Source organism: Blastococcus sp. OS1-29 (assembly GCF_057628075.1).
In genome coordinates, this window is the sequence record NZ_JBXXJK010000003.1 from 424004 (window position 1) to 448459 (window position 24456).

The 24456-nt window shown below is 75.0% G+C and carries 18 protein-coding genes and 1 pseudogene; 7 read left to right on the forward strand and 12 right to left on the reverse strand.

What is annotated here, in order from left to right; all coding sequences use genetic code 11:
* Window positions 1-8 precede the first annotated feature (8 nt).
* From AC2H4J_RS10200 to AC2H4J_RS10215, 4 genes are read right to left on the reverse strand one after another with little or no spacing between them, the layout of a single operon-like run.
* Window positions 9-383: a hypothetical protein gene (locus tag AC2H4J_RS10200; protein ID WP_487464746.1), complete on the reverse strand. Its 375-nt coding sequence runs from the start codon at window positions 381-383 to the stop codon at window positions 9-11.
* The gene (locus AC2H4J_RS10205) at window positions 380-1789 is read right to left on the reverse strand and encodes a WS/DGAT/MGAT family O-acyltransferase (RefSeq protein WP_487464747.1); all 1410 of its coding nucleotides are present in this window, start codon (window positions 1787-1789) and stop codon (window positions 380-382) included. The genes AC2H4J_RS10200 and AC2H4J_RS10205 overlap by 4 nt, the downstream gene beginning before the upstream one ends.
* Window positions 1789-3318, reverse strand: coding sequence for a long-chain-fatty-acid--CoA ligase (locus AC2H4J_RS10210; protein ID WP_487464748.1), 1530 nt, complete (start codon window positions 3316-3318; stop codon window positions 1789-1791). Before AC2H4J_RS10210 ends, AC2H4J_RS10205 begins: the two co-directional genes overlap by 1 nt.
* A 19-nt stretch (window positions 3319-3337) precedes the next feature.
* Complete coding sequence (locus AC2H4J_RS10215; protein ID WP_487464749.1) at window positions 3338-3607, reverse strand: DUF1876 domain-containing protein; 270 nt, start codon at window positions 3605-3607, stop codon at window positions 3338-3340.
* A 185-nt stretch (window positions 3608-3792) separates the two neighbouring features.
* On the opposite strand from AC2H4J_RS10215, the gene AC2H4J_RS10220 reads away from it, so the two are divergent.
* A complete protein-coding gene (locus AC2H4J_RS10220; protein ID WP_487464750.1) occupies window positions 3793-6468 on the forward strand; it encodes a GNAT family N-acetyltransferase in 2676 nt (891 codons plus the stop codon).
* Between the two features lie 4 nt (window positions 6469-6472).
* Entirely contained in the window at window positions 6473-9631 is a 3159-nt protein-coding gene (locus tag AC2H4J_RS10225) for a cation-translocating P-type ATPase (RefSeq protein ID WP_487464751.1), read from the forward strand.
* Between the two features lie 107 nt (window positions 9632-9738).
* Here AC2H4J_RS10225 and AC2H4J_RS10230 read toward each other — a convergent pair.
* Window positions 9739-10149: pseudogene (locus tag AC2H4J_RS10230) on the reverse strand (flavodoxin domain-containing protein); the annotation flags it as partial.
* 236 nt (window positions 10150-10385) lie between these two features.
* On the opposite strand from AC2H4J_RS10230, the gene AC2H4J_RS10235 reads away from it, so the two are divergent.
* Entirely contained in the window at window positions 10386-11054 is a 669-nt protein-coding gene (locus AC2H4J_RS10235) for a response regulator (protein ID WP_487464752.1), read from the forward strand.
* A 6-nt stretch (window positions 11055-11060) separates the two neighbouring features.
* On the opposite strand, the gene AC2H4J_RS10240 is transcribed toward AC2H4J_RS10235, so the two are convergent.
* From AC2H4J_RS10240 to AC2H4J_RS10260, 5 genes are all read right to left on the reverse strand, one after another.
* A complete protein-coding gene (locus AC2H4J_RS10240) occupies window positions 11061-11936 on the reverse strand; it encodes a polysaccharide deacetylase family protein (protein ID WP_487464753.1) in 876 nt (291 codons plus the stop codon).
* Window positions 11937-11957: 21 nt separating this feature from the next.
* Complete coding sequence (locus AC2H4J_RS10245) at window positions 11958-13676, reverse strand: sensor histidine kinase (RefSeq protein ID WP_487464754.1); 1719 nt, start codon at window positions 13674-13676, stop codon at window positions 11958-11960.
* 85 nt (window positions 13677-13761) lie between these two features.
* Window positions 13762-14148 carry a pyridoxamine 5'-phosphate oxidase family protein gene (locus AC2H4J_RS10250; RefSeq protein ID WP_487464755.1) on the reverse strand — a complete coding sequence of 129 codons (387 nt, stop codon included), beginning with the start codon at window positions 14146-14148 and terminating at the stop codon, window positions 13762-13764.
* A gap of 31 nt (window positions 14149-14179) precedes the next feature.
* Window positions 14180-15040, reverse strand: a complete 861-nt coding sequence (locus AC2H4J_RS10255; protein WP_487464756.1) for a universal stress protein — start codon at window positions 15038-15040, stop codon at window positions 14180-14182.
* 19 nt (window positions 15041-15059) lie between these two features.
* Window positions 15060-15695, reverse strand: coding sequence for a CBS domain-containing protein (locus AC2H4J_RS10260; RefSeq protein ID WP_487464757.1), 636 nt, complete (start codon window positions 15693-15695; stop codon window positions 15060-15062).
* A gap of 139 nt (window positions 15696-15834) precedes the next feature.
* Here AC2H4J_RS10260 and AC2H4J_RS10265 point away from each other — a divergent pair, with 139 nt between their 5' ends.
* Window positions 15835-16806 carry a universal stress protein gene (locus AC2H4J_RS10265; RefSeq protein WP_487464758.1) on the forward strand — a complete coding sequence of 324 codons (972 nt, stop codon included), beginning with the start codon at window positions 15835-15837 and terminating at the stop codon, window positions 16804-16806.
* Window positions 16807-16869: 63 nt separating this feature from the next.
* Here the strand turns inward: AC2H4J_RS10265 and AC2H4J_RS10270 are convergent, their stop codons facing one another.
* Complete coding sequence (locus AC2H4J_RS10270) at window positions 16870-17868, reverse strand: Acg family FMN-binding oxidoreductase (RefSeq protein ID WP_487464759.1); 999 nt, start codon at window positions 17866-17868, stop codon at window positions 16870-16872.
* A 246-nt stretch (window positions 17869-18114) separates the two neighbouring features.
* On the opposite strand from AC2H4J_RS10270, the gene AC2H4J_RS10275 reads away from it, so the two are divergent.
* From AC2H4J_RS10275 to AC2H4J_RS10285, 3 genes are all read left to right on the forward strand, one after another.
* A complete protein-coding gene (locus tag AC2H4J_RS10275) occupies window positions 18115-19695 on the forward strand; it encodes a DUF4389 domain-containing protein (protein ID WP_487464760.1) in 1581 nt (526 codons plus the stop codon).
* An 88-nt stretch (window positions 19696-19783) separates the two neighbouring features.
* The gene (locus AC2H4J_RS10280) at window positions 19784-20737 is read left to right on the forward strand and encodes a universal stress protein (protein WP_487464761.1); all 954 of its coding nucleotides are present in this window, start codon (window positions 19784-19786) and stop codon (window positions 20735-20737) included.
* A 10-nt stretch (window positions 20738-20747) separates the two neighbouring features.
* Window positions 20748-21749, forward strand: a complete 1002-nt coding sequence (locus tag AC2H4J_RS10285) for a zinc-dependent alcohol dehydrogenase family protein (protein WP_487464762.1) — start codon at window positions 20748-20750, stop codon at window positions 21747-21749.
* Window positions 21750-21759: 10 nt separating this feature from the next.
* On the opposite strand, the gene mgtA is transcribed toward AC2H4J_RS10285, so the two are convergent.
* Window positions 21760-24423, reverse strand: coding sequence for a magnesium-translocating P-type ATPase (gene mgtA, locus AC2H4J_RS10290; RefSeq protein WP_487464763.1), 2664 nt, complete (start codon window positions 24421-24423; stop codon window positions 21760-21762).
* Window positions 24424-24456: the final 33 nt, after the last annotated feature.

Consider the following 24456-nt stretch of genomic DNA (forward strand, 5'->3'; position numbering starts at 1 on the left):
CCGCCGGGTCAGCGCGGCGGTGGCGTCCCGTTCCCCACGTAGCCCTCGAGCAGGCACGTCACCCCGGCCGCCCGCGTCCGGGCGTCCCGGACATGACGGCGGGCCTCCTCCAGCAGGCCGCCGTCGTGCCGGGGGATGCAGACGAGGACGGGGCGCTCCGGCCGGAGGGCAGGGGAGGAGAAGGCCGCCGTCACGAGCTGGGCCCTCAGCTCGGACGGCATACCGGCTTCGGCGGACCAGAGCTCGACCACCACCCGGTCGCCCCGGTCGGTCACGTGCGCCTCCCCGATCGTGCCCCCCGCCGTGAGCGCGGTGACCTGGTGGGACGCCGCGCGCAGTTCCCACCGCCGCCCGTCGGCGGCGACGCCGGTGACCACGGTCATCCCGGGACCTCCGAGGAGGCTCGGTCGGCTGCCGCGGCGACGAGCTCGGCCATGCCCTTCCCGATCCCGTCGGCCAAGGTCCAGACGTCGCCCGCGGTGTCGTAGTCGCCGGTGACCCCGAACGTCAGCGCTCCGGCATAGGTGAACATCGACACCCCGACGCGGAGCCGGGACGCGATGGGCACGTACGGGATGATCTCGACGCACCGGCGACCGAGGGCGTAGAGCGGCTCCCGCGGCCCCGGCACGTTCGTGGTGACGGTCGTGATGTTGCGTTGCGGCACGTGCCACGTCAGCCGCAGCCCGGCCGCCACCGGCAGGAACGGCTCGTGCCCGGCCAGCTTCACCAGGACGGCGCCGGCGTCGGCCTCGTGCTCGGCCTTCAGCCGGCCGAACAGCTCGCGGACGGCGCCCAGGCGCTCGATCGGGTCGGCGATCTCGATCGGCAGGTCCGCGAGCATGGAGGACACCCGGTTGTCGCGGATGCTCTCCTCGCCGGGAGCCCGGACGTTCACCGGCACCAGCGAGCGGATCAGATGAGGCGCCGGCTGCTCTCCGCGACTGATCAGCAGGCTGCGGAAGCCGGCGGTGACGGCCGCCATCACCACGTCGTTGAAGGTCCCGCCCAGGGCGTGCCGCACGGTGGACACGTCCTCGACCGTGCTGCGGGCGAACGCGTAGCGGCGTTCCGCCGACAGCGGTCCGGTGAGCGAGGAGGCCCGGGTCGGCACGAGGGCCGTCGCGAACGAGGCGGTGCCGCGGACCGTCGTCCGCACCAGCTGCCCCAGCGCAGCGGGGGAGCGGGCCGTGCCGGCCAACGCCCGCGTCGCCCGCCACGGCAGCGCGGCCAGGTCGCGGATCGCCTCCCCGGCCAGCCGGGCGCCCGAGGGCTCGGGGTGCGGCTGCCAGTCGTCGGGGACGGGCGACCCTGGCTCGGGGCCGGGATCGAGGATCACCCGGTACAGATCGGTGCCGGAGACGCCGTCGACCATGCAGTGGTGGACCTTGGAGATCATCGCCCAGCGCCCACCCGCCAGGCCCTCGACGAACCAGTACTCCCACAGCGGCCGGGCGCGGTCCAGCCGCTGGGACATCACGCGCGCCATGAGCGTCGCCAGTTCCCGGTCGCCGCCCGGTTCCGGGAGCGCGGTGCGGCGGAGGTGGTACCCGAGGTCGAAGTCCGGGTCGTCCACCCACACCGGCGGGCCGAGGTCCAGCGGCAGCTCCCGCACCTTCTGCCGGTACCGGGGCACGAGGGGGAGCCGACCGCGGATCGCGGTGGTGAACTCCTCCGCGCTGAGTGCCGGTCCCTCGAAGACCGCGATCGAGGAGATGGCCAGGGACGTCCCGGTCTGGGCGTCCTCGATCTCCAGGAACGCGGCGTCCAGCGGGCCCATCCGGTCCATCACGCGATCAGCTCCCGCTTGAGGATCTTGCCGGTGGCGTTCATCGGCAGGTGCTCCCGGAACTCGACGCTGCGGGGGTACTTGTAGGACGCCATCCGTTCCTTGACGTACGCGATGAGCTCCGGCTCGGTCGCCCGCGGCCCGTTGGGGCGCAGCGCCACGAAGGCCTTGACCTCCTGGCCGAGCCGGTCGTCCGGGACGCCGACGACGGCGGCCTCGGCCACCGCTGGGTGGGTGTAGAGGACGTCCTCCACCTCGCGCGGGTAGACGTTGTAGCCGCCGCGGATGATCAGTTCCTTCTTGCGGTCGACGATGAAGTAGAAGCCGTCCTCGTCGACGTATGCGAGATCCCCGGTGTGCAGCCAGCCGTCGGTGAACGCCTCGGCCGTGGCCTGCGGGTTCGCGTGGTAGCGGGTCATCACGTTGAACCCGCGGACGACGAGCTCCCCGACGTTGTCCCGCCCCGGGGGCAGCGGCCGGCCCTCCGCGTCCCAGATCGCGCACTCGACCCCGTAGATGGGCTTGCCGACGCTGTAGACCCGACGTTCCTGCTCGCTGATGTTGAAGGTCGTGGTGGAGGCGGTCTCCGACAGCCCGTAGCCCTCGAGGATCACCACGCCGGGATAGGTGCGCTCCCACTCGTCGATCACCTCGGCGGGGATGGGCGCACCGCCGGAGACCGCCACGCGGATCGAGGAGAGGTCGTACTTCTCCCGCTCGGGGTGGTTGAGGACGGCAATGAACATCGTCGGCACGCCCTCGAAGACCGTCACCCGGTCCCGCTGGACGACCTCGCACACCTTGCCCGGCTCGAACCGCGGGATCAGCGACATCGTCCCGCCGAACCGCACGCAGACGTTCATCACGCTGGACAGCCCGAAGACGTGGAACAGCGGCAGCATGACCGCGACGATGTCGTCCTCCCGCATGCCGAACAGCCGGCCGGGGGTGTCGGCGTTCATGAACAGGCAGAAGTGGCTCAGCTCGGCGCCCTTGGGACGTCCGGTCGTACCGCTGGTGTAGATGATCACCGCGGTGTCGCCCGGCTCGGTCTGGTGCATCGGCGGCGGTCCCACGACCGCCGTGGCCAGCAACTGCTCGTACGGGCGGCCGACCGTCACGTTGGGCAGGCCGGGCAGGTTGAGCACGACCAGGTCGAGCAGGCCGGCGTCGGCCGCCCCCTTGGCGGCCTCCTCCACGGACCCGGCCCAGGTGATGAGCATCCGGGCGCCGGAGTCGCGCAGGATGAAGCCGACCTCGGCGGCCTTGAACAACACGTTCATCGGCACGACGACGCACCCGGCCTTGAGGATGCCGAAGTAGGCGACCACGAACTGCGGGACGTTCGGCAACTGCAGGCCCACGGCGTCGCCGGGGACCAGCCCCCGGGCCCGCAGGCCGGCGCAGAACCGGTCGGAGGCGGCGTCGAGTTCGGCGTATCTGACCTGCCCGCCGTCGAACAGCAGCGCGGCCTTCTCGGGGTGGGTGCGCGCGGCCTCGCGCAGCATCATGGCCAGGTTGAGGGTCATCCGGGTGCGTTCCTCTCAGTCACCGGAGCAGGTGCGCGGGACCGCCGCTCACCTGCTCCACGTCGTCGATCGCGGCATCCAGCAGCCGATGGCCCAGATCGCTCAGCGCCCGGGCGGCGGCGAGCTCGTCGCCGATCTCGGGCACGTCCCGGTCGGTCGGGTTCAGCCGTGCCGAGCCGACGCCGACCAGGTGGTCGGAGTCCCGCGTCTGCAGGTGGGCCATGGCGCGCGTGCGCCCCTCGTGCTCACCGATGTCGATCCGAACGGTCCAGGTCTTCACGGCGTCCATGACGTCTCCTCGGGGGCTGGTGATGCACTACCGACCGTGCCGTGGCCGGTGGGCGGCGGACGCGGCCGGAAGACCGGACGCCGTGGGACTTCCGGCCCCTGCCGGAACCCGACCGCGTGGTCGACGGTGGACGGCGTGACGAGAGAAGGCGGGCATGCTGCGCGCGTGCGGTCGGCGGTCCGGACGTGACCGCCACGGCGACGGCGCTCCCGCCCGCCCCTGCGGTCCGGGCCCGGCGCGTCGCTCCCGACCGGGTGCTGCTGGCCGACGGCACGCCCGCCCTGGTCCGGCGGCTCGGTCCGGACGACGCGGGGGTGCTGCTCGCCCTGCACGACGCGCTGCCCGAGCGCGACCGGTACCTGCGGTTCAGCACGCTCCACCCCGCCGATCTGCCCGGCTACCTGGAACGCACGCTCGCCGACAGCGGAGCGGTGTCCCTCGGTGCCGTCGTCCGGGGCCGGCTGGTCGGCGCCGTGCAGATGGTGCCGGTCGGCGGGGACGGCGGCGAGGTCGCGGCGGTCGTCGCGCACGAGTGGCGCGACCACGGTGTGGTGACCGCCCTGCTGGAGGAGCTCGCCGCGACGTGCCTGCGCATCGGGATCCGGCGCATGACCGCCGACGTCCTCGCCGAGAACGGCCGCATGGTCCGCGTGCTGAACACGCTCGGGCTGCCGGTGGGCGTCACCCGCGAGGGCCCCTCGATGCGCATCGACATCACGCTGCACGGCGACGAGCGGTACTCCGCCGCGTCGGAGGAACGCCACCGCCTGGCGGCCGCGGCCTCGTTGCGCGCGGTCCTCCGGCCCGAGACGGTCGCCGTGATCGGGGCCGGCTCGGGGGCGCACTCGATCGGCGGGGCGGTCGTGCGCAAGCTGCAGCAGGCCGGCTTCCCCGGCACCGTGCTCGCGGTGAACCCGCATGCCGACCGGGTCGAGGGTGTCCCGTGTCTGCCGCGGGTCGCCGACCTGCCCGGCCCGGTCGACCTGGCGGTCGTCGCCGTGCCCGCGGGGGCCGTCGCCGACGTCGTCCGTGACTGCGGCGAGCACGGCGTGCGCGCCGTCGTCCTGGTCTCCTCGGGAATCTCGCTGGTCCCGGGCCTCGCCGAGGAGGTCGTCGACCTGGTCGAGCGCTACGGGATGCGACTCGTCGGGCCGAACACCGTCGGCGTCGTCGGTCCGGGTGCCACCGGGCGGCTGGACACGACGTTCATCTCCGAGCAGGTCCCCTCCGGCGACATCGGGCTGGTGGCGCAGTCCGGCGGCATCGCGATCGCCGCCGGCAGCGCCTGGACCCGCCTGGGGCTCGGCCTGTCGGCGGTGGTCGCCATCGGCGACGCGCTGGACGTCGGCGTCCGGGACGCCCTGGCCTGGTTCGACGAGGACGACGGGACCGCGCTGGCCGTCGTCCACGCGGAGTCCGAGCCCGACCTGCGCGGGCTCGTGTCGACGGCGGCTCACCTGGCCGGACGCATGCCCGTGCTGGCACTGGACGTCGGGACGTCGGCTGCCGGGGCGCGCGCCGCCGCTTCCCACACCGCGCGGGCCGCGACCCCCCACGTGCTGCGCGAGGCGGCCTATGCCGCGGCCGGCATCCAGTCCGTCTCCACGCTGACCGACCTGGCCGGCGCCCTCGCCCTGCTGCACGGCCAGCCGCTCCCGGCCGGACCGGCCGTCGCCGTCCTCACGAACCTGGGTGGCGGTGGCGTCCTGGCCGCCGACGCCTGCGTGGCCGCGGGGCTGCGCGTGGATCCGCTGCCCGAGCCCGTGCAGGAGCGGCTGCGCGCGGTCCTGCCCGCCCTGGCCTCGACCGGCAACCCGGTCGATGCCGGAGCCGCGGTGCGGGAGGACGAGTTCGCCCAGGCGCTCCAGGTCCTGCTCGGGAGCCCCGAGGTCGGCGCCGTCGTCACCGTGACCGCCCCGACCGCGGTGAGCGACCCCTGGCCCGGGGTCGTGGCGGGCGCCGCTGCGGCCGGCCGGGAGGCGACCAGGCCGGTCGTCGACGTGCGACTGACCAGGGCCACCACCCTCGAACGACTGCTCCTGCCCGCCGGCGAGGAGCGGTTCGTCCTGTCGACCAACGACGTCGGCATCGCGGCCCGGGCCCTGGCCACCGCCCTGCGGCGACGGCGCTGGCTCGAGCGCCCGGTCGAGCCACCGCAGGCCCCGGCCGGGGTGGACGTGCGCGCCGCGCGGGAGGTGCTGATCCGGGCCCTCGATCGCCAGCACGGCGGCGGCTGGCTGCTCCCGCCCGAGGTCACCGCTCTCTGCGCGGCTGCCGGACTGCGTCTCGCACCGTCCGCATGGGCGCTCACCGCGACGGAGGCCGCGGCAGCGGCGCGGAAGGCACACGCCCCGGTCGCCGTGAAGGGCTACGTCGCGGGCGTGGTGCACAAGGGGGACGCCGGTTACCTGCGGCTGCCGGTGGCCCACCCCGCCGAGGTGGCCGACGTCGTCGCCGGCTTCCGCGCGCGGGCCGGGGACGACTGGCTGGGCGCGCTCGTCCAGCCGCTCGTGCCGCCCGGCGACGAGCTGCTGGTCGGGGCCCTGCGGGATGCCTCCGCCGGGCCGGTCGTCGCCCTCGGCGCCGGCGGACGGGCGACCGACGCGCTGGGACACCGGGTGCACCGGCTCGCCCCGGTGGGCGACGCCGACGCCGCGGAGATGCTCGCCGGCACCGGGCTCCTCCTGACCGCGCACGGCAGCGGCCTGGACCACCGCGGTGTCGCGGACTGCGTGCGCCGGGTCGGCTGGCTGGTCGACACGCTGCCCGAGATCGCGGAGATCGAGGTCAACCCGCTGGTGGTGACGCCGAGGGGCACGGTCCCGCTCGACGTCCGGGTCAGGATCGCGTCCGAGGCGTGAGGTGATGGAAAGCGTCGTGCTGCCGTCCGTGGCCGTGCCGGGTCGTGCGCCCGACGCTGCGCCCGGCCGGCTGTGGCGGCGGTGGACGGTGGCGACGTTCCTGGGGGAGGCCCTCGGCTTCCTGGTTCCGGTGCTGGCCTATGTCCTCGGCGGCGACGGGCTGCCGGAGGGCCTGCGGCCGGTGGCGTTCGCGGTCGCCGGCGCGGGGGAGGGGGCGGTGCTCGGCCTCGCCCAGGCCGGCGTGCTCGGCAGGGCCCTGCCCGGCTTCCCCGTCCGGTCCTGGGTCGGCCGCACCGGGCTGGCGGCTGCGCTCGCCTGGGTGCTGGGCATGACGCCGAGCGCGCTGGGCGGTCGCCTGCAGGACTGGCCGCTGGCGCTGGAGCTCGTCGTCCTCGTCCCCGCCGGTCTGATCCTGCTGCTGAGCATCGGCATCGCCCAGTGGAGCGTGTTGCGGGGGCGGGTGGCGGGGGCCCGGCGGTGGATCGGCTGGACGGCGGTGGCCTGGCTCGCTGGCCTCGCCGTGTTCATGAGCGTGGCCATGCCGCTGTGGCAGCCGGGGCAGCCGACCTGGCTGATCGCGCTCATCGGCGCGGCAGCCGGTGGGCTCATGGCACTGACCATGGCCGCGATCACCGGCTGGGGCCTCGTCCGGCTGCTGGGCAGCGGACCGCGCACGCCCGTCGTCGCGCCGCCGGCCGACGGCCCGGCGGCGTGGACGCGGAGCGCCGCGGAGGTGGCCGCGGGCCTCGGGGTGAACCCCGCCGCCGGACTGGACGGCGAGACCGTTGCCGAGCGGCTCGCCTCCGACGGGCCCAACGAGGTACAGACGCGGCGGCCGGTCTCCCTCGCCCGCTCGGTGCTGCTGCAGCTGACCGACACGCTGATCCTGGTGCTCCTCGCCGCCGCCCTGTTGACCGCCGTCACCGGCGACTGGATCGACACCGTGGTGATCGGGCTGGTCGTGGTGGTGAACTCCACGCTCGGCGTGGTTCAGGAGCGCCGGGCGCTGCGCGCCGTCGCGGCGCTGGGAACGCTGGTGGCGCCCAGCGCCCGGGTCCTCCGGGACGGCCGGGACCGCTGGGTGCCCACGCGGGAGCTGGTGCGCGGCGACGTGCTGCGGCTGACCGCGGGTGACGTCGTCGGGGCCGATGCCCGGCTGCTGCGCAGCAACCGGCTGCTGGTCGACGAGTCGCTGCTGACCGGCGAGTCGGTGCCGGTCGAGCGCGACCCGGCCGCGGTGGCCCCGGATGGCGGACCGGTCGCGGACCGGCGGGGCATGGTGCACGCCGGCAGCACCGTGGTGGGTGGCACCGCCGAGGCGGTCGTCACCGCGATCGGCGCGTCGAGCGCGGTCGGCCGGCTGGCGACGCTGGTGCACGAGCGCCGCACCCCGATGACCCCGCTGCAGCGGCGGCTGGCGCGGCTCGGCCGGCAGATCTCCGGCGGGGTCACGGTGGCCTGCCTGCTGTTCGTGGTCGCCGGGCTGCTGCGCGGCGAGCCGTGGGAGACCACCGTGGTCGCCGCCGTCGCGCTGGCCGTCGCCGCCGTTCCGGAGTCGCTCCCGGCGGTGGTCACCCTCGCGCTCGCCGGCGGGGCGGCGCGGATGAGCCGGCGCGGCGCGGTGGTGCGCTCCCTGCCGGCGGTCGAGACCCTGGGGTCGGTCACCCTGCTGGCCACCGACAAGACCGGCACTCTCACGCGTGGCGCGATGGCGGTGGACCGGGCGTGGGCGCCGAGGATGAACGACGTCGTCCTCCCGGGCCCGGTGCCGCCACCCGTCGTCCGCCTGCTCGAGGCCGCCGCCCTGTGCAACGACGCCGATCCCTCGGGCGCCGGTGCGGGCGGGGCGGTCGGGGGTGCGGACACCGAGACCTCGCTGGTCCGGGCCGCGCTGGACGCCGGTGTCGACGTCGCCGCGGCGCGGGCCGCGCTGCCGCGGCTGCGGGAGGAGCCGTTCGACGCAGTGACCCGGCGGATGACCACCGAGCACCGGACCCCCGACGCCGCGACGACCGTGATCACCAAGGGCGCCCCCGAGGCGGTGCTGCCGGGCCTGCCCGACGCCGCGGAGGCCACGGAGACCGCCGCACGCTGGGCGGCCGAGGGGCGGCGCGTCCTCGCCGTCGCACGGGACGGCGACCTGCTGGGCCTGGTCGCGCTCGACGACCCGGTCCGGCCCGAGGCCGCAGCCGCCATCGCCTCCTGTCACCGGGCCGGGATCCGCCCGGTGCTGGTGACCGGCGACCATGCCGGCACCGCCGTCGCCGTCGCTCGCCAGGTGGGGCTGGTCGACGACCGGCACCCGGCCGAGGAGCACGTCCTCGCGCGGGTGGAGCCCGAGGGCAAGCTGCGCCTGGTCACCGGCTGGCAGGACGCGGGCGAGGTCGTGGCGATGACCGGCGACGGCGTCAACGACGCGCCGGCGCTGCGGGCGGCCGACATCGGCGTCGCGATGGGGCAGCGGGGCACCGAGGTCGCCAAGGAGGCTGCCGACCTGGTGCTCGCCGACGACAGCCTCGCCACGGTGACCGCCGCGGTCGCCGAGGGCCGTCGGGTCTTCGACAACGTCCGCCGCTTCGTCGGCTACGGGATCGCCGGGGGCACGGCCGAGGTGCTGGTCATGCTCGCCGGGCCGTTCCTGGGCCTCGCGCTCCCGCTCCTGCCCGCGCAGATCCTGTGGGTCAACCTGCTCACGCACGGACCGGTCGGGGTGGCGATGGGCGGCGAACCCGCCGAACCCGACGTGCTCAGCCGCCCGCCGCGCAGCCCCTCGGCCGGCGTGTTCGACCGGCCGCTCGTGCGGCGGGTCATCGTGCTCGCCGCGGCTCTGACGGCGCTGTGCCTCGGCACGGCCGTGTGGTCGCACGGCCGGGGCGGGCCGTGGCAGACGCAGCTGTTCGTCGTCCTGGCCGTGGGGCAGCTGGCGCTCGCCCTCGCCCTGCGCCCGGCCGGTTCCTGGACCCGCGCAGAGGGGCGGGCCTCGATCTGGTTGCCCGTGGCGGTGGCCGTCAACGCCGCGCTGCTCCTGGCCGGCGTCTACCTGCCCGGGCTGTCGGACCTGCTCGGGACGGAGTCGCTGGCGCCGGCCGAGCTCGCCGTCGCGGTGGTCGCCGGGCTGGTGCCCGCCGGCGCGCTCGCCGTGGCCGGGGCGCTCCGGCGCTGAGCGTCGCCCACCGGCAGCGCGGCGGCGATCTCCTCGGCCCAGGCCTGGATGGACGGCCAGTCCCGGTGGTCACCCGGGCGCCCCCCGGTCGCGCGGAAGAACAGCCGGCCCCACAGGGGAGTGTGCTTCAGATCGATGATTCCTCCGAACATCCGGTGGTCGCGGACGTCGAGGGAGCCCGGGAACGACTGCGCGATGCGCTGCAGCTCGCGATCGGTCATCGCGCGCGTGACCCGCCCCGTGGGCTGGATGCCCCCGACGCTGAAGCACCACACCGGCCGGGCGCTGTCCTCCGCCCGGGCGAGGAGGTCCACGGCGGGCTGCAGCCATGCCATGTTGTGCACGGCGCTGCCCACGACGAGGGCGTAGAAGGGGCGGACGTCGAGGTCCGTGCCGACCGGGCGGCACACGACCGCCACCCCGGCCGCCCGCAGGGTGTCCGCGATGCGCTCGGCGACACCGGCCGTCGAACCGGCTGCTGTGGCGTAGGTGACCAGTACCTGTGCCTGCACGTCCATGAGGCCACCGTGCTCGCGGCCGGCGACCGGTGCGAGGGTCCGAGGACCCGCCCGCCGGGGGCGGACGTCGCCACCACGGCCCGCATGCCGGGGACCCGTCCCACGTCCCCACCGTCGGGACCTTCTACCCTGCCTCTACGGCGGGTCTTCCGGCTTAGCCTGCCGAGAGGGAACGCCACCAGGGTCGTTCCTCCCGAGCCGTGCCACCGGGGCGGCCGGTCGGCAGGAGGGCACGTGTGAGCGACGACGGACAGACCCCGATCAAGGTGTTCCTCCTGGACGACCACGAGGTCGTCCGGCGCGGGGTCGCCGACGTGCTGGACAGCGACCCGCAGATCACGGTGATCGGCGAGGCGAAGAACGCCAGCGAGGCCCTGGCCCGCGTGCCGGCGCTGCGCCCCGACGTCGCCATCCTCGACGTGCGGCTGCCCGACGGCGACGGGGTCTCGGTCTGCCGTGAGCTCCGGTCGAAGATGCCCGAGCTCAAGGTGATCATGCTGACCAGCTACAGCGACGACGAGGCGTTGTTCGAGGCGATCATGGCAGGCGCGTCCGGGTACCTGCTCAAGCAGATCCTGGGGGTGGACCTCGTCACCGCCGTGCGCACGGTCGCTGCGGGCGGGTCCCTGCTGGACCCGTCGGCGACCACCGCCGTGCTGGAGCGGATGCGCCGGGCGGCCGAGCCGTCCGGGCCCCTCGCCAAGCTCAGCGAGCAGGAGCGCACGGTGCTCGAGCTCATCGGGGAGGGGCTGACCAACCGGCAGATCGGCGAGCGGATGTTCCTCGCCGAGAAGACCGTGAAGAACTACGTCTCCCACCTGCTGGCCAAGCTCGGCCTCGAGCGCCGCACCCAGGCCGCGGTGCTCGCCACGGAGCTGCGCGCCACTCCGCACGCTAGCCGCTGACGCGGGTCAGCCGAGGAGCGCGTCGAGGGTGACGAAGTCGTAGCCCGCGGCGCGGATGCGGGTGATGGTCCCGCCCAGGGCGTCGGCGTCCAGTGTGCTGCGGTCGTCGGGGTTGGACCCGATGTGCATGAGGACGATCTCGCCCGGTCGGAGGGCCCCCATCGCCCGGTCGGCCACCTGCGCAGCGGTCATCCCGCCGCTGGTGCCCTTCCAGCCGAGGGTGTCCACCGACCAGCGGACCGCGACGTAGCCCTGGCCGTTCACCGCCGCGATCGTGCGGGCGTCCCGATCGCCGAGCGGGAAGCGGAAAAGCGGGCGCGGGTCGGCGCCGGCCGCGGCGATCGCCCGTTCGGCGTCGAGCAGCTGCGCGCGGATCGCCGCGTCGGTGAGCCCGGTGAATTCCGGATGGGTCATCGAGTGGTTGCCGATCCGGTGGCCTCCCGCGCGGATGGCGGCCACCCCGGCCGGATCGGCCGCGGCCCATTGCCCGGTCAGGAAGAAGGTCGCGTGCACCTCCGCGCGGGCCAGGGTCGCCAGGATGCTCGACAGACCGGCCGAGTTCGCGCCCGCGTCGAAGGTCAGCGCGACGACCCGGGACGAGGTCGGGATCGCCTCCAGGTCCTGCCCCCGCAGCGAGGCCGGCACGGCCGGCGGACCTGATGGGGACGTCGTCGTCGCAGTGGGCTGCGACGGCGGGACCGACGGCGCGGACGCCGACGAGGAGGACGCCGCGGAGGACCGGGCGGAGGTCGTCGACGCACCGGCCTCGGGCCGAGCGGGGGAGTGGTCGCCGCTCCGGGTGACGAGGACGACCACGCCGACGGCGACCACGGTCACGAGAGCGACCGCCAGTGCCCACCAGCGCCGGGACGACCACGACACGGCGTCAGCCCACCGCGCGCGTCACCGCAGCGGCGCGGACCAGCGCAACCGCGTACCGCCCTCGGGCAGCGGCTCGACCGACGCCTCGCCGCCGCGCTTCTCCGCCCGCTGCTGCAGGTTGCGCAGGCCACTGCGCGCGGCCTTGACGTCGAACCCGCGCCCGTCGTCGCACACCTCGACGACCACCGTGTCGGAGACGTCGAGGGTGACGACGACGTGCGCGGCACCCGAGTGCCGGGCCGCGTTGCTGACCCCCTCGCGCGCGACCGCCTCCACGTCGACGGCGAGCTCGCCGGTGACCAGGCTGTCGACCGCGCCGGACATGCGCACCGTCGGCTCGAGTCCGACCGCCGTCTCCGTCACGATGTCCAGCACGCGCCGGCGCAGGCTCTCCCCGGAGCCCAAGGAGTCGACGCTGTGCAGGTCGAAGATCGTCGTGCGGATGTCGCGCACCGTCTCGTCGAGCTGGCCGATGACGCCCTGGATGCGCCCGCGGGCCAGGTCGTCGCCCACGCGCGGCAGCACCGACTGCAGGGCCAGGCCCGAGGCGAAGACCCGCTGGATCACGTGGTCGTGCAGATCCCTGGCGATGCGGTCGCGATCCTCGTAGACGTCGAGCTGACGGGCCAGCCGCTGCCGGGCAGCCATGTCCAGCGCCACTGTCGCCTGGTCGGCGAAGGCGGTGACCAGCGGGGCGAGGCTCGGGTCGAACGGCTGCGCCCCGGCCCGGCGGCCCGCGATCATCACGTAGCGGTCGATGTGGGTGCCGTGCAGCGGGATGGCCATGCAGGGACCCCAGTCCACGTGCGGGGTGCGGCTGTCGTAGGCGACGGTCGAGAGGTCCAGCGTGACCACCTCGCCGGTCTCCTCGACCGCCTTGAGCAACGGGCTCTCCGCGGGCCGCAGCCGCTCGGTCGCCAGGTCCGGCAGGCCCTCGCCGCTCTGGGCGCCGACCGTGTAGTCGCCGGTGTCGGCGTCGGGACCAAGCAGGAGCCAGGCCGCGTCGGCCTCGGTGAGGTCGGCGATCCGGGCCGCGATCAGTGACATCGCCGCCTCGGCCGACGGCGCCTCGAGCAGCAGGGCCCGCACGTCGGCGATGGCGGCGAGCCAGCGGCGGCGGATCTCGCTCTGCTCGTACAGGTGCGCGTTGTCGATGGCGATCCCGGCCGCCCCGGCCAGGGCGGTGAGCACCGCTTCGTCCTCGGCGGTGAACTCCCCCTGCCGCTTCTCCGTCATGTACAGGTTGCCGTAGACCTCGCCCCGCACCAGGACGGGCACCCCCAGGAACGACTTCATCGGCGGGTGATGCGGTGGGAAGCCGACCGACGACGGATGCGTGCCCAGGTCGGCGATCCGCAGCGGGTACGGCTCGCTGATCAGCTGACCGAGCACCCCCTTGCCCTCGGGGAGGTGGCCCATCCGGGCGGCCAGCTCCTCGTCGATGCCGACGTTGATGAACGCGGCCAGCCCGTTGCCGTCCTGGCGGAGCACGCCCAGCGCCCCGTACTGGGCGTCGACGAGATCGCAGGCGACCTCCACCAGCCGGCGCAGCGTGCTGGGCAGATCGAGACCGGTGGAGACGCTCAGGAACGCGTCGAGCAGGTTCTGCACCCGGGTCTGCGCCCGGGCCACCGAGCTCAGCCGCTCCTGCACCTCTTCGATGAGTTCGGTCAGCCGCATCCCCGACAACGGTGAGCCGTCGCGGCTGCCACCGTCGACGAGCGGATCTCCGCCGGACATGGAATCGCACCTCCCGAACTTCACGGTCTCACGCGACCGCGCGCCGCAACAGGGCGTCGTCGACTGCGAGGAGTGTGCCGGAGGGTCACGACCTCATGCCGGTGCGCAGCCCCTGCACCGGTCCGACGCGGACCGCGATGACGGAGGGCTGTGGCAGTGACTCGCCGGCGCGCGGCCGGTCGAGCACCCGTGAGGTGCCGACGACGGCCACGGTCCAACCGATCCGGACGGCCTCGTCGTAGGAGTCGGCCTCGAACGCGACCACCGACCCCCGGAGCGCCTCGATCAGGGGGTTGCCGTCGGGTACCGGGATGAGGAGATCCTCGCCCGACAGCGAGAAGGAGACCGGGCGGATGGCCGGCAGGGCGGCCTGCGTGTAGCCCAGGCGGCCGATGCCGACCGACCCCAGCAGCCGGAGGAACTCCGCCCGGTCGAGCACCTCCTGCGCGCGGTCGGCATCGGTCGTCGGCACGTCGGCCCCCGGACCCGTCCGCCCGTGCCGGTCAGCCGTGCCGGCCCGCCAGCGGGACGACCGCGACCGGGCATCCAGCCCGGTGCAGGACGCCGTGCGTGGTCGAGCCCAGGGTGCGGCGCCTGCGGTGCCCGACGACGAGCAGCTCGGCGGTCAGCGAGGCCGCGACGAGGGCCCGAGCGGGCCGGTCGCGCACGACCAGCTCGCGCACGACGACGTCGGGCTCCTTGCCGCGCCACCCGGACAGCGCCTCGGCGAGCGCGCGCTCCTCGTCGGCCAGCACGCCGGCCCAGTCGACGAGCGGGCTCAGCGTGCGCAGTTCCGGTTCGAGGACGACGTCCTGCCACGCGTGCACGGCGATCAGGTCGGTGCCGCGCGCGGCCGCCTCGGCGAACGCGACGGCCAGCACCTCGTCGTCGTCGAGGCGCCCCGCCACCCCCGCGACGACCGACCGCCGTCCGCGCACCACCACGGCTGCGTCGTCCGGCAGCACCACCACCGGGCAGCGGGCGTGCGCCACCACCCCGCTCGCCGCGGAGCCGAGCAGGAGGCCGGTGACCCCGCCGACCCCGCGGCTGCCGAGGACGACGAGCTGCGCGTCGGCGGAGAGCTCGGTGAGCACGGTGACCGGATCGCCGTCCCGCACGGACGTGGTGACGTCGACGCCATCCACGGCTGCGGCCGCGGTGCTCACCACCGCCTCGCCGCTCTGCCGGACGAGTGCGGGCAGGTCGAGATCCGGCGGGGGAGCGGCCAGGCCGTCGTAGGGCCACGGCACGACCGTCACGAGGTGCAGCGGCGCTCCGCGCCGGCGCGCCTCGTCGGCGGCGAAGCGTGCGGCGTCCAGCGCTCGCGCCGAGCCGTCCACGCCTGCGATCACGGGCCGGGTCATCTCGTCGTCCTCCCTCCGCTCAGGCGGATGCGCTCATGGGCCCGGAAGGCACCCGAACGTCGACGACGCCCCCGACCGTGGTCGCGAGTGCGCGCAGCGCCCGCTCCTCGACGTCGCGGGAGACCTGGGGCGCACCGTGGGTGCGGCGGATCGTGACCATGCCCTCGACGACGTCGACGGTCCAGGCGCCCGGCTCGCCGGTGTAGCCCTCGACCAGGCCCAGCACGTCACCGCGGATCACGTCGTCCGGCCGCACCAGCGTGCGGAGCAGGTCGCGGCGGCTGACGATGCCGACGAGCCTCCCGTGCTCGAGCACCGGGACGCTGCGCAGCCGGTCATCGACGAACAGGCGGGCCACATCGGCGACGTCCGCCCGGACGTCGACCGTGCGCACCTGGGCGGTCATCACCCCGTGCACCAGCACGGACGGCGTCGCCGCGGGCTGGTCGTCGCGGCGGGCGTGCAACCGCGGATCGCGCGGCATCCGGTCACGCAGGACGTCGGCCTCCGCCACGATCCCGACCAGCAGACCGTCCTCGTCGAGCACGGGCAACGCGGCGAACCCGCGCTCGGCCATCAACTCGGCCGCGTACTTGGCGGACGTGGCCGGTCCGACCGTGACCACCTCACGGGTCATGACTTCCTGTACCTGCACGGCGCGCTCCCTCGTCCACCTCGACCCCACTCGATACGGACGTTAGGCACGGCCGATCGTCCGGTTCAGGGTCTCCGGACGCCCGTGGCCGGGACCTCCGTCCCTGCCGACCGCCGCCCCGGCCCCAGAGGCTGCACGCATGGACACGCCCCCTTCCTCGTCCGGCGGCTCGCGCCGCGTCGTCGTCGGCATCGACGGCTCACCCGGCGGCCGGCTCGCACTCGGTGCGGCACTGCGGGCGGCCGCCGCACGGCAGGCCCGGCTGGACATCGTCTCCGCGGTGCCGCCGCCGGTCGTCTGGACCCGGGGTGCACCCGTCGCGGTGCCCGACGTCGATGCGATGCGATCCGACACCACCCGGCGCGCCCAGGACCTGGTCGGCGAGGTCCGGCGGGAGCTGGCCGACGTCGCGGGCATCGACGACGTCGAGGTCACCCTCACCGTGACCTACGAACCACCGGTGCAGTCGCTGCGCGAGACGGCCCAGGGCGCCGAGCTGCTGGTGGTCGGCAGCCGCGGTCGCGGCGCCGTGCGCAGCGCCCTGCTCGGCTCGGTGGCGCTGCACAGCATCAGCCACGCGCCCTGCCCCGTGCTGGTCGTCCATCCGGCACCCGAGGACGCGCCCGCTGAACCGCGGGTCGTGGTGGGGGCCGACGGGTCCGCGGGTTCGCGCGTCGCCCTAGTTGCCGCCGTCGAGGAAGCGGCACGGACCGGCGCCGACCTGGACGTGGTGGCCGCGTACAGCGACACCGACTACTGGGCCGATCTGTCGACGGTGGTCGTGCCGCCTCCCGACGAGGGGCATGACGAGGTGCGACGCCAGGCGGAGGAGCTGGTCGAGGACGTGCTGGCCGCACATGAAGGCCCGCCGCCGGCCGCGCACCTGCACATCGTGGACGGGCCCGCCGCGGATGCGCTGGTCCACCACGCCCGTGGGGCCCAGGTGCTGGTCGTCGGCAGCCACGGTCGCGGCGCGCTCAGCGGGCTGCTGCTGGGCTCGGTCGCACTGCACTGCGCCATGCACTCCCCGGCGCCTGTCCTGGTGGTGCGCCCCTCGCGCACGGCCACGGCACCGAGCACCTCGCCCGAGCCTGCGCTGGCCGGGGGCTGAACCCGCGATCCGGCCCGCTGGTGCCGGGCCCGCTGGTTCCCGGCCCGCTGGTTCGGTACCCGCTCAGGCGGTGCGGACCACTTCGTCGACCGGACGTCGGGGGGTCGCCGGGGTCGGGTCCGCGTGCCCGATGCGCAGCAGCAGCTGCGGGTGGGCGTCCCAGGCCAGCGCCGAGCGCAGCTGCGTGCGCGTCAGCGGCACCTCTATCAGCTGCGTGAACGGGCTCGCCGCCCACCCGAGCCGGGTCAGTTCCAACAGCACCCGCTGCATGGCCTCGCCGCACCGCAGCCAGGCGAACGGGTCGTCGGAGCGGGTCGCCAGCACCAGCAGGCCGCCGTCGACGCCGGAGGCCGTCTCCGCGGGCAGGCCGCCGGCCCCTGTGGTGTCGAAGTCCCGCAGCGGCAGATCGTCGTGCCGGCGGCCGTCGACGTGCGGGACGGCGGCGGCCGGCACGCCGTCGCGGTCCTCGGGACGACGGTTCGTCCACTGCCCCAGCTCGGCGCGGTACGACGGCTCGGCGTTCTGGAGGCGATCGGCCTGCTGGGTCAGCCTCGCGAGCAGCCGGCGGTGCGCCTCGTGCCGGACGGGGACGAGAAGGGCGCCTTCGGCCGCGGCTCCGGCGATGAGACCGCGCAGCACGACCTCCGGCACCTCGCCCGGTGTGAACGCTCGCCGGTTGGTCCGGCGGACAGGGACAGCCGCTGCGAGGGCAGCGAGCGCGGGATCCGGCGTGGGCACGCCAGGTCCCACCACCGCGAGCAGGTCCGCGTCGTGCGGGTCCGGCAACCGGTCGACCTCGGGGGTCCAGCCCGATGCGGCGCAGGCGACCCGGATGTTGAACAGCGCGGCCCCCACGCTCTGCACGAGCTCCCGTCCGGTCGGGTCCAGTGCGGTGAGCTGGCGCGAGCGGTCGGCCCGGACCGCCAGCCGGTCGTCGTGCAGCTCGAACAGCCACGGCTGGGTGTTGTGGACCGAGGGTGCGAGGACCGCGAACTCGACGCCCCGCCGGAGCGCGTCCGGCTCGGGCGCCGACGAGGGTGTGCTGGGGAGGGGGGCGTACATGACTGCTCCTCGGTCGAGTTCCGACCCCCAGTCTCGATCGGGCCGGACCGGTCCGCCGGGGCCGCGCGTCCTCCGCGACGGGACCTACGTCCCGACCTCTCGGGGGTCCCCGCCGAGGCAGGAACAAGGTCGGTGGCCGCCTGCCGACCTAGGTCCGTGTCGGCGGGGGCCGGTGACCGGTTGGCTGGGTGACGACCGACGGCACCGGGCGCCCGCCCTACCGCGCCGCCGGGCGAGGAGGTCCTCATGACCGAGAGTCGGAGGCCGTATCCGGTCCGCGTCGACGCGGCACCGGAACCGCAGGTCTCACGCGCGCTGTGGCTGGTCAAGTGGTTGCTGCTGATCCCGCACTACGTCGTGCTGGCGTTCCTGTGGGTGGGTTTCGTCGTGGTGGGGGTGATCGCGTTCTTCGCGATCCTGTTCACCGCCCGCTACCCCCGCGCGCTGTTCGACTACAACGTCGGCGTCCTGCGCTGGTCGTGGCGGGTGCACTACTACGGCTACGGCGCGAACGGCACCGACCGCTACCCGCCGTTCACCCTGGCCGACGTCCCGGACTACCCGGCCCACTACGAGGTGCCCTACCCGGAGCGCCTTTCCCGCGGTCTGGTGCTCGTGAAGTGGTGGCTGCTGGCCCTTCCGCACTACATCGTCCTGGCGGTCTTCATCGGCGGCGGGGCGTGGCTCGGCAGCCGGGGCGGCGACGGACGATGGGACAACGGCTGGGGGGCCGGCGGGCTCGTCGGCCTGCTCGTGCTGGTGGCCGCTATCGTGCTGCTCTTCGCCGGCCGGTACCCGCGCCCGCTGTACGACTTCATCCTGGGGATGGACCGCTGGGCCCTGCGTGTGGCTGCCTACGCCGGGCTGATGACCGACGAGTACCCGCCGTTCCGGCTGGACATGGGCGGACCCGACCCGGGGTCCGTCCCGGTCGCCCCGATCGCGCCACCGCCGGCCGGGGGGCCGGCAGCTACCCCGGCCGGACCGGTTCCACCGGCCGGACCGGTGGTGCCGGCGGGACCGGTTGCGCCGGTGGGAACGCAGCACACCTGGACCGCCGGACGGGTCGTCGCACTCGTCATCGGATCCCTGCTGCTGTTCGCCTCCGCCGGCTGCCTGGTGGGCGGCGGGACGCTGCTCGTGGCCGACCGCACCCAGCGCGACGACGCCGGGTACCTGTCCACGCCGGCGGCCCGGGTGAGCACTGCCGGCTATGCGGTGACCACCAGCAGCTTCCGCCTCGAGGGCGCCGGCCTCGACTGGGCCGTCGACAACCTCCTGGGCCGCGCGCGGGTGCAGGTGTCTCCTGCCGGCCGGAGCGGCGCCCTCTTCGTGGGCATCGCCCGCACCGCCGACGCCGACCGCTATCTGGACGGGGTCGGGCACGCACAGCTGCGCGATCTGAACCTGCGCTGGAACGGCGGCCGGCTCGATCCGTCGACGACGGTCGAGCAGGCCGGGGGCGCCCCGTCCGTGCCGCCGGACCAGGCCGGCATCTGGCAGGAGTCGGCCGGCGGCCCGGGCACCCAGGCGCTGACCTGGCGGCCCACCACGGGCGACTGGACGATCGTCGTGATGCGCGCCGACGGCGGCGCGGGCGTCACGGCGGACGTGCGGGCCGCGGCGACCCTGCCCGGCCTGACGTGGATCGCCGGCTCGATCCTCGGTACCGGGGTCGTCCTGCTCGCGATCGGTGGTCTCATCGTCGGCCTGGCCGTGCACGCGGCGGCCACTCCACCGCGCGGCCCGATCGCCGTCCCGCCGGGTCCGCCCATGCCGAGGGCGCCGAGCGCCTCCGAATCGGAGCAGGCCCGCACGAGGACCTAGGGCCCTGCCGGCGGGGACGTCGGCCCGCTCCCGGCGGCCGGCGTCCCCGGAGAGGCTCGCGGCGACGCACGAGCGAGTGGAGGCAGTCGTGGAGGTAACCGCGCAGCGGATCGTCGTCGGCATCGACGGGTCCGACGGGTCGCGCCTGGCCCTGGCCTGGGCCCTGGGGGAGGCGGCACGGCGGCGGGCGACCGTCGACGTCGTGACGGCGTACCCGATCGACTTCTACTGGATCGACCCGTACCTGCTGGACCAGCGGCGGCTCGACGCGCTGCGCGCCGACACCGAGGCCCGCGCCGGTGCCCTCGTCGACGAGGTCCGGCAGGCGCCCGACGTCCTGGCGCAGCCCGGCACCGCCGATCTCGACGTCTCCCTGGTGGTCTGTGCCGGCGCGCCGGCCGTGCACCTCGTCCACCACGCCGCCGGTGCCGACCTCCTGGTCGTCGGCAGCCGCGGCCGGGGGGGTGTGCGCAGCGCGGTCGCCGGATCGGTGGCTCTGCACTGCGCGGCGCACGCGCCGTGCCCGGTCGCCGTGGTGCACCCCGAGACGACGGCGGCCGCCGGGCCGCCCCGGGTGGTCGTGGGCCTGGACGACTCCGACCACGCGCGCCGCGCGCTCAGCGCCGCGGTCGCCGAGGCCGCGCCGCTGGGGGCGCGGGTCGAGGCGGTGCTCGCCTACGAGGCGCCGCACTACTGGAGCGACCTGTACGCGCTCACGCTGCCGCCGGCCGGTGAGACCCAGGACGCCGCGCTGCGACGCGGGCAGACGATCGTGGACGAGGTGCTGGGGGCCGAGGGCGCGGCGGCGGTCGACGTCGTCGCCGTCGAAGGGCATCCGGCCCAGGTCCTGACGAGTCGGGCCGACGGCGCCCGGCTGCTCGTCCTGGGCAGCCGGAGCCGCAGTGAGCTCGAGGGTGTCGTCCTGGGCTCGGTCGCGCTGCACGCCGTGATGCACGCCCCCTGTCCGGTCCTCGTCGTCCGTCCCGTGCGGTCGCGGCACGAAGCGCACCCGGAGCGGGCCGCCGCGGCTGCGGCCGGCTGACGGTCCGCTCGTGCTGGCCTGGGTCGTCGAGCGCCCGGGACCGATCGACGCCGGGCCGCTCCGGCGGATCGAGCGGGAGCTGCCCGAGCCGGGGCCCGGGCAGGTCCGGGTCCGGGTGACCTGCTGCGGCGTCTGCCGGACCGATCTGCACCTGGCCGAGGGCGACCTCCCGCCGCGCCGGCCGGACGTCACCCCCGGGCACGAGGTGGTCGGGGTGGTCGACGCCCTCGGTGCCGGGGCCTCGAGGTTCTCGGTCGGCGAGCGGATCGGGGTGGCCTGGCTCGGGCGCACCGACGGCACGTGCGGGTACTGCCGGCGGGGCCACGAGAACCTGTGCGCGCACCCGGTGTTCACCGGCTGGGACGTCGACGGCGGCTACGCCGACGCCTGCCTGGCCGACGAGGCGTTCGCCTACCGGCTGCCGGAGAGCATGGACGACGAGCGTGCCGCGCCGCTGCTCTGCGCGGGGATCATCGGCTACCGCGCGCTGCGCGCCGCCGCCGTGCCGCCGGGAGGCCGCCTCGGCATCTACGGCTTCGGTGGCAGCGCGCACCTGACCGCGCAGCTCGCCCTCGCCCAGGGTCTGCGGGTGCACGTCCTGACTCGCGGCGAGCACAATCGGGCCCTGGCGAAGGAGCTCGGCGCCGACTCCGTGGGGGGTCCGGCCGACGCCCCGCCCGAGCCGCTGGACGGCGCGGTGCTGTTCGCCCCGGCCGGAGAGCTGGTGCCCGTCGCCATGCGGGCCCTCGACCGGGGCGGCACCCTGGCCGTCGCGGGCATCTGGCTCTCGCAGATCCCGGCCCTCGACTACGCCGCCGAGCTGTTCGAGGAGCGGCGGCTGCGCAGCGTCACGGCCAACACGCGGCGGGACGGCGAGGAGTTCCTGGCCCTCGCGGATCGGCTCGGCGTGCGCGCCACCACCACCGCCTACCCGATGGACGCGGCGCCCCGGGCGCTGGCCGACCTCGCCCACGGCCGGTTCGGCGGCGCCGCCGTCCTGGTGCAGGGCTGAGCCCCCGCGATCAGCCGGACAGCGGCGTGGGGACGCTGAACCGGGCGGCGCGCCGGTGCACGCGGTGCGGCCGGCCACGGCGGCGGACGTGCGGGCGGTGCTCCTCGGGTCCGGCGAAGAAGATCTGCTTGGACAGGTCGACCAGCCCCAGGTAGATCACGACGATCGCGAGGAGCGCGAGGAGGAACACCACGGGCGGGGCGGCGAAGCCCAGGACGGTGCCGAGCCGGGTGAACGGCAGTGCCACGCCGATGAGGACGACGGCGAGCGCGGCGACGAGCAGCGGCCGGCTCGGCCGGCTGCGGAAGAACGGCGTGCGCCGGGTGCGGATGACGACGATCACGAGCGTCTGGGTGGCCAGCGACTCCGCGAACCAGCCGGCGCGGAACAGCTCCGGGCCGGCGGAGAACACCCCGAGCAGCAGCGCGAAGGTGAGGAAGTCGAACAGGCTGCTGATCGGGCCGAAGAAGAGCATGAACCGGCGGATCAGGGCCAGGTCCCAGTGCGACGGCGCGCGCAGCTGCTCGGGGTCGACCCGGTCGGTGGGGATGGCGAGCTGGCTGGAGTCGTAGAGCAGGTTGTTCAGCAGGATCTGGTCGGGCAGCAGCGGCAGGAAGGGCAGCACCGCCGACGCCGCCGCCATGCTGAACATGTTGCCGAAGTTGCTGCTCGTCCCCATGAGCACGTACTTGATGGTGTTGGCGAAGATCCGGCGGCCGCCCGCCACCCCGTCCGCCAGCACGCCGAGGTCCTTCTCCAGCAGCACCACGTCGGCGGCGTCCTTGGCGACGTCGGTCGCGGTGTCGACGCTGATGCCGACGTCCGCGGCGTGCAGGGCCAGCGCGTCGTTGACCCCGTCACCCAGGAAGCCCACGGCGCGTCCGCGCCGGCGGAGCAGCCGGATGACCCGAGCCTTCTGCTCGGGGCTGACGCGGGCGAACACCGTCGTCGCCTCGACGGCGGCGTCGAGGGCGGCGTCGTCCATCCGGGCCAGCTCCGCGCCGGTGAGCGTGCCGCCGGACACGAGCCCCAGGTCGGCACACACCTTCTCGGCCACGACCGGGTTGTCGCCGGTGCAGACCTTGACCGTGATGCCGAGAACGGCGAGCCGGCGCAGCGACGCCGCGGCGCTCGCCTTCGGCCGGTCGAGGAACACGAGGAAGCCGGCGAGGGCGAGGTCGCGCTCGTCCGCCGGGGTCGGGTCGCCCTGGCCGGCTGCCGACCGGGAGGCCACCGCGAGCACGCGGCCCCCGGCGGCGAAGAGCGCCTGCAGCGTGGCCACCACCTCCGACGGCACGTCGACGGATCGGGCGAGGACGGCCTCGGGAGCGCCCTTCACGACGAGCCGGATCCCGCCGTCCGGCGTGCGGACGACGGAGGAGATGAGTTGCCGGTCGTGGTCGAAGGGCAGCAGCCCGACGCGGGTGCAGCCCTGGACGGCTTGCGTCGTGCCACCATCGGCCGCGGCCCACAGCGCGGCGTCGAGCGCGTTGCCGCCCACGGCGCCGAGAGCCCCGTCCCGAGGGTCGGCCTCGGTGGCGAGCAGGCCGAGCCGCAGGACGTCGTCGTCCGCCGTGCCGGCCGGGTCGAGCGCCGCCGTGAAGGAGATCCGGCCGTCGGTGAGGGTGCCGGTCTTGTCGGTCACGAGGATGTCGAGGTCACCGAGGTCCTCGATCGCAATCAGCCGCTTCACCAGCACCTTCTGCTGGGCCAGGCGGCGGGAGCCGGTTGCCAGGCTGGTGCTGACCACGGCCGGGAGCAGCTGCGGGGTGATGCCGACCGCGATCGCGAGGCTGAACAGGACGGAATCGATCAGCGGGCGCTGCAGGACCAGGTTCGTGCCGAGGATCAGCACGGTGAGCACCAGGGCCACCTTCAGCAGCAGCACCGAGAACTGCCGCAGCCCCACCTGGAAGTCGGTCTCCGGCTCGCGCTGGCCGAGCCCCAGGGCGATCCGGCCGAACTCGGCACGCCCGCCCGTGGCCACCACGACGCCGGTGCCGGTTCCGGCGTGCACCACGGTGCCCATGAAGGCGCAACTCCGGAGGTCACCGAGCGCGGCGCCGGCCGGCACCGTCGCAGGCTCCTTGTCGACCGGCAGCGACTCACCGGTCAGCACGCTCTCCTCGCACTGCAGGCCGGTGGTGTCGAGCAGCCGGAGGTCGGCGGGAACCACCTCGCCGAGCTCCAGTCGCACCACGTCGCCCGGGACCAGCGCGGTGACGTCGACCTGTTCCGCATGCCCGTCGCGGAGTACCACGGCGACGTGGCGCACCGACGAGTGCAGTGCGTCGGAGGCCCGTGCGGCCCGGTACTCGTTGCCGAAACCGAGCCCGACGCTGAGCGCCAGGATCACTCCGATGACGACCGCGTCGGTCCGGTCACCCAGGAAGAACGCGACGAGCGCCGTCCCGGCCAGGAGCAGGAGCACGGCATTGCGGAACTGCCGGGCGAGGATCGGCAGGGCGCGTGCCCGGTGCGTGCGCACGGCGTTCGGCCCGGACGCGGCGGCCCGGGCCGCCGCCTCGGCCGCGGACAGCCCGTCGCGTGTGCTGCCCAGGCGGGCGAGCACGTCGTCGACCGGCAGAGCCGCCGCCTCCTCGACGGGCAGCCCGACGGGAGAGGCGCCCGTCGTCCGCGCGTCGGCGGTCGCGGGCCCGCTCCGGTCAGGCATCGCCGGGCCTCGGGGCGCTGGACCCGCGCCGCC

Bases quoted from the DNA above. Each gene is read 5' to 3' on its own strand.
- AC2H4J_RS10205 (WP_487464747.1), bottom strand. From the start codon at position 1,789: ATGGACCGGATGGGCCCGCTGGACGCCGCGTTCCTGGAGATCGAGGAC.
- AC2H4J_RS10255 (WP_487464756.1), bottom strand. From the start codon at position 15,040: ATGACCCGGCCCGTGATCGCAGGCGTGGACGGCTCGGCGCGAGCGCTG.
- AC2H4J_RS10245 (WP_487464754.1), bottom strand. From the start codon at position 13,676: ATGTCCGGCGGAGATCCGCTCGTCGACGGTGGCAGCCGCGACGGCTCA.
- AC2H4J_RS10225 (WP_487464751.1), top strand. From the start codon at position 6,473: ATGGAAAGCGTCGTGCTGCCGTCCGTGGCCGTGCCGGGTCGTGCGCCC.
- AC2H4J_RS10200 (WP_487464746.1), bottom strand. From the start codon at position 383: ATGACCGTGGTCACCGGCGTCGCCGCCGACGGGCGGCGGTGGGAACTG.
- AC2H4J_RS10210 (WP_487464748.1), bottom strand. From the start codon at position 3,318: ATGACCCTCAACCTGGCCATGATGCTGCGCGAGGCCGCGCGCACCCAC.
- AC2H4J_RS10265 (WP_487464758.1), top strand. From the start codon at position 15,835: ATGGACACGCCCCCTTCCTCGTCCGGCGGCTCGCGCCGCGTCGTCGTC.
- AC2H4J_RS10270 (WP_487464759.1), bottom strand. From the start codon at position 17,868: ATGTACGCCCCCCTCCCCAGCACACCCTCGTCGGCGCCCGAGCCGGAC.
- mgtA (WP_487464763.1), bottom strand. From the start codon at position 24,423: ATGCCTGACCGGAGCGGGCCCGCGACCGCCGACGCGCGGACGACGGGC.
- AC2H4J_RS10275 (WP_487464760.1), top strand. From the start codon at position 18,115: ATGACCGAGAGTCGGAGGCCGTATCCGGTCCGCGTCGACGCGGCACCG.
- AC2H4J_RS10215 (WP_487464749.1), bottom strand. From the start codon at position 3,607: ATGGACGCCGTGAAGACCTGGACCGTTCGGATCGACATCGGTGAGCAC.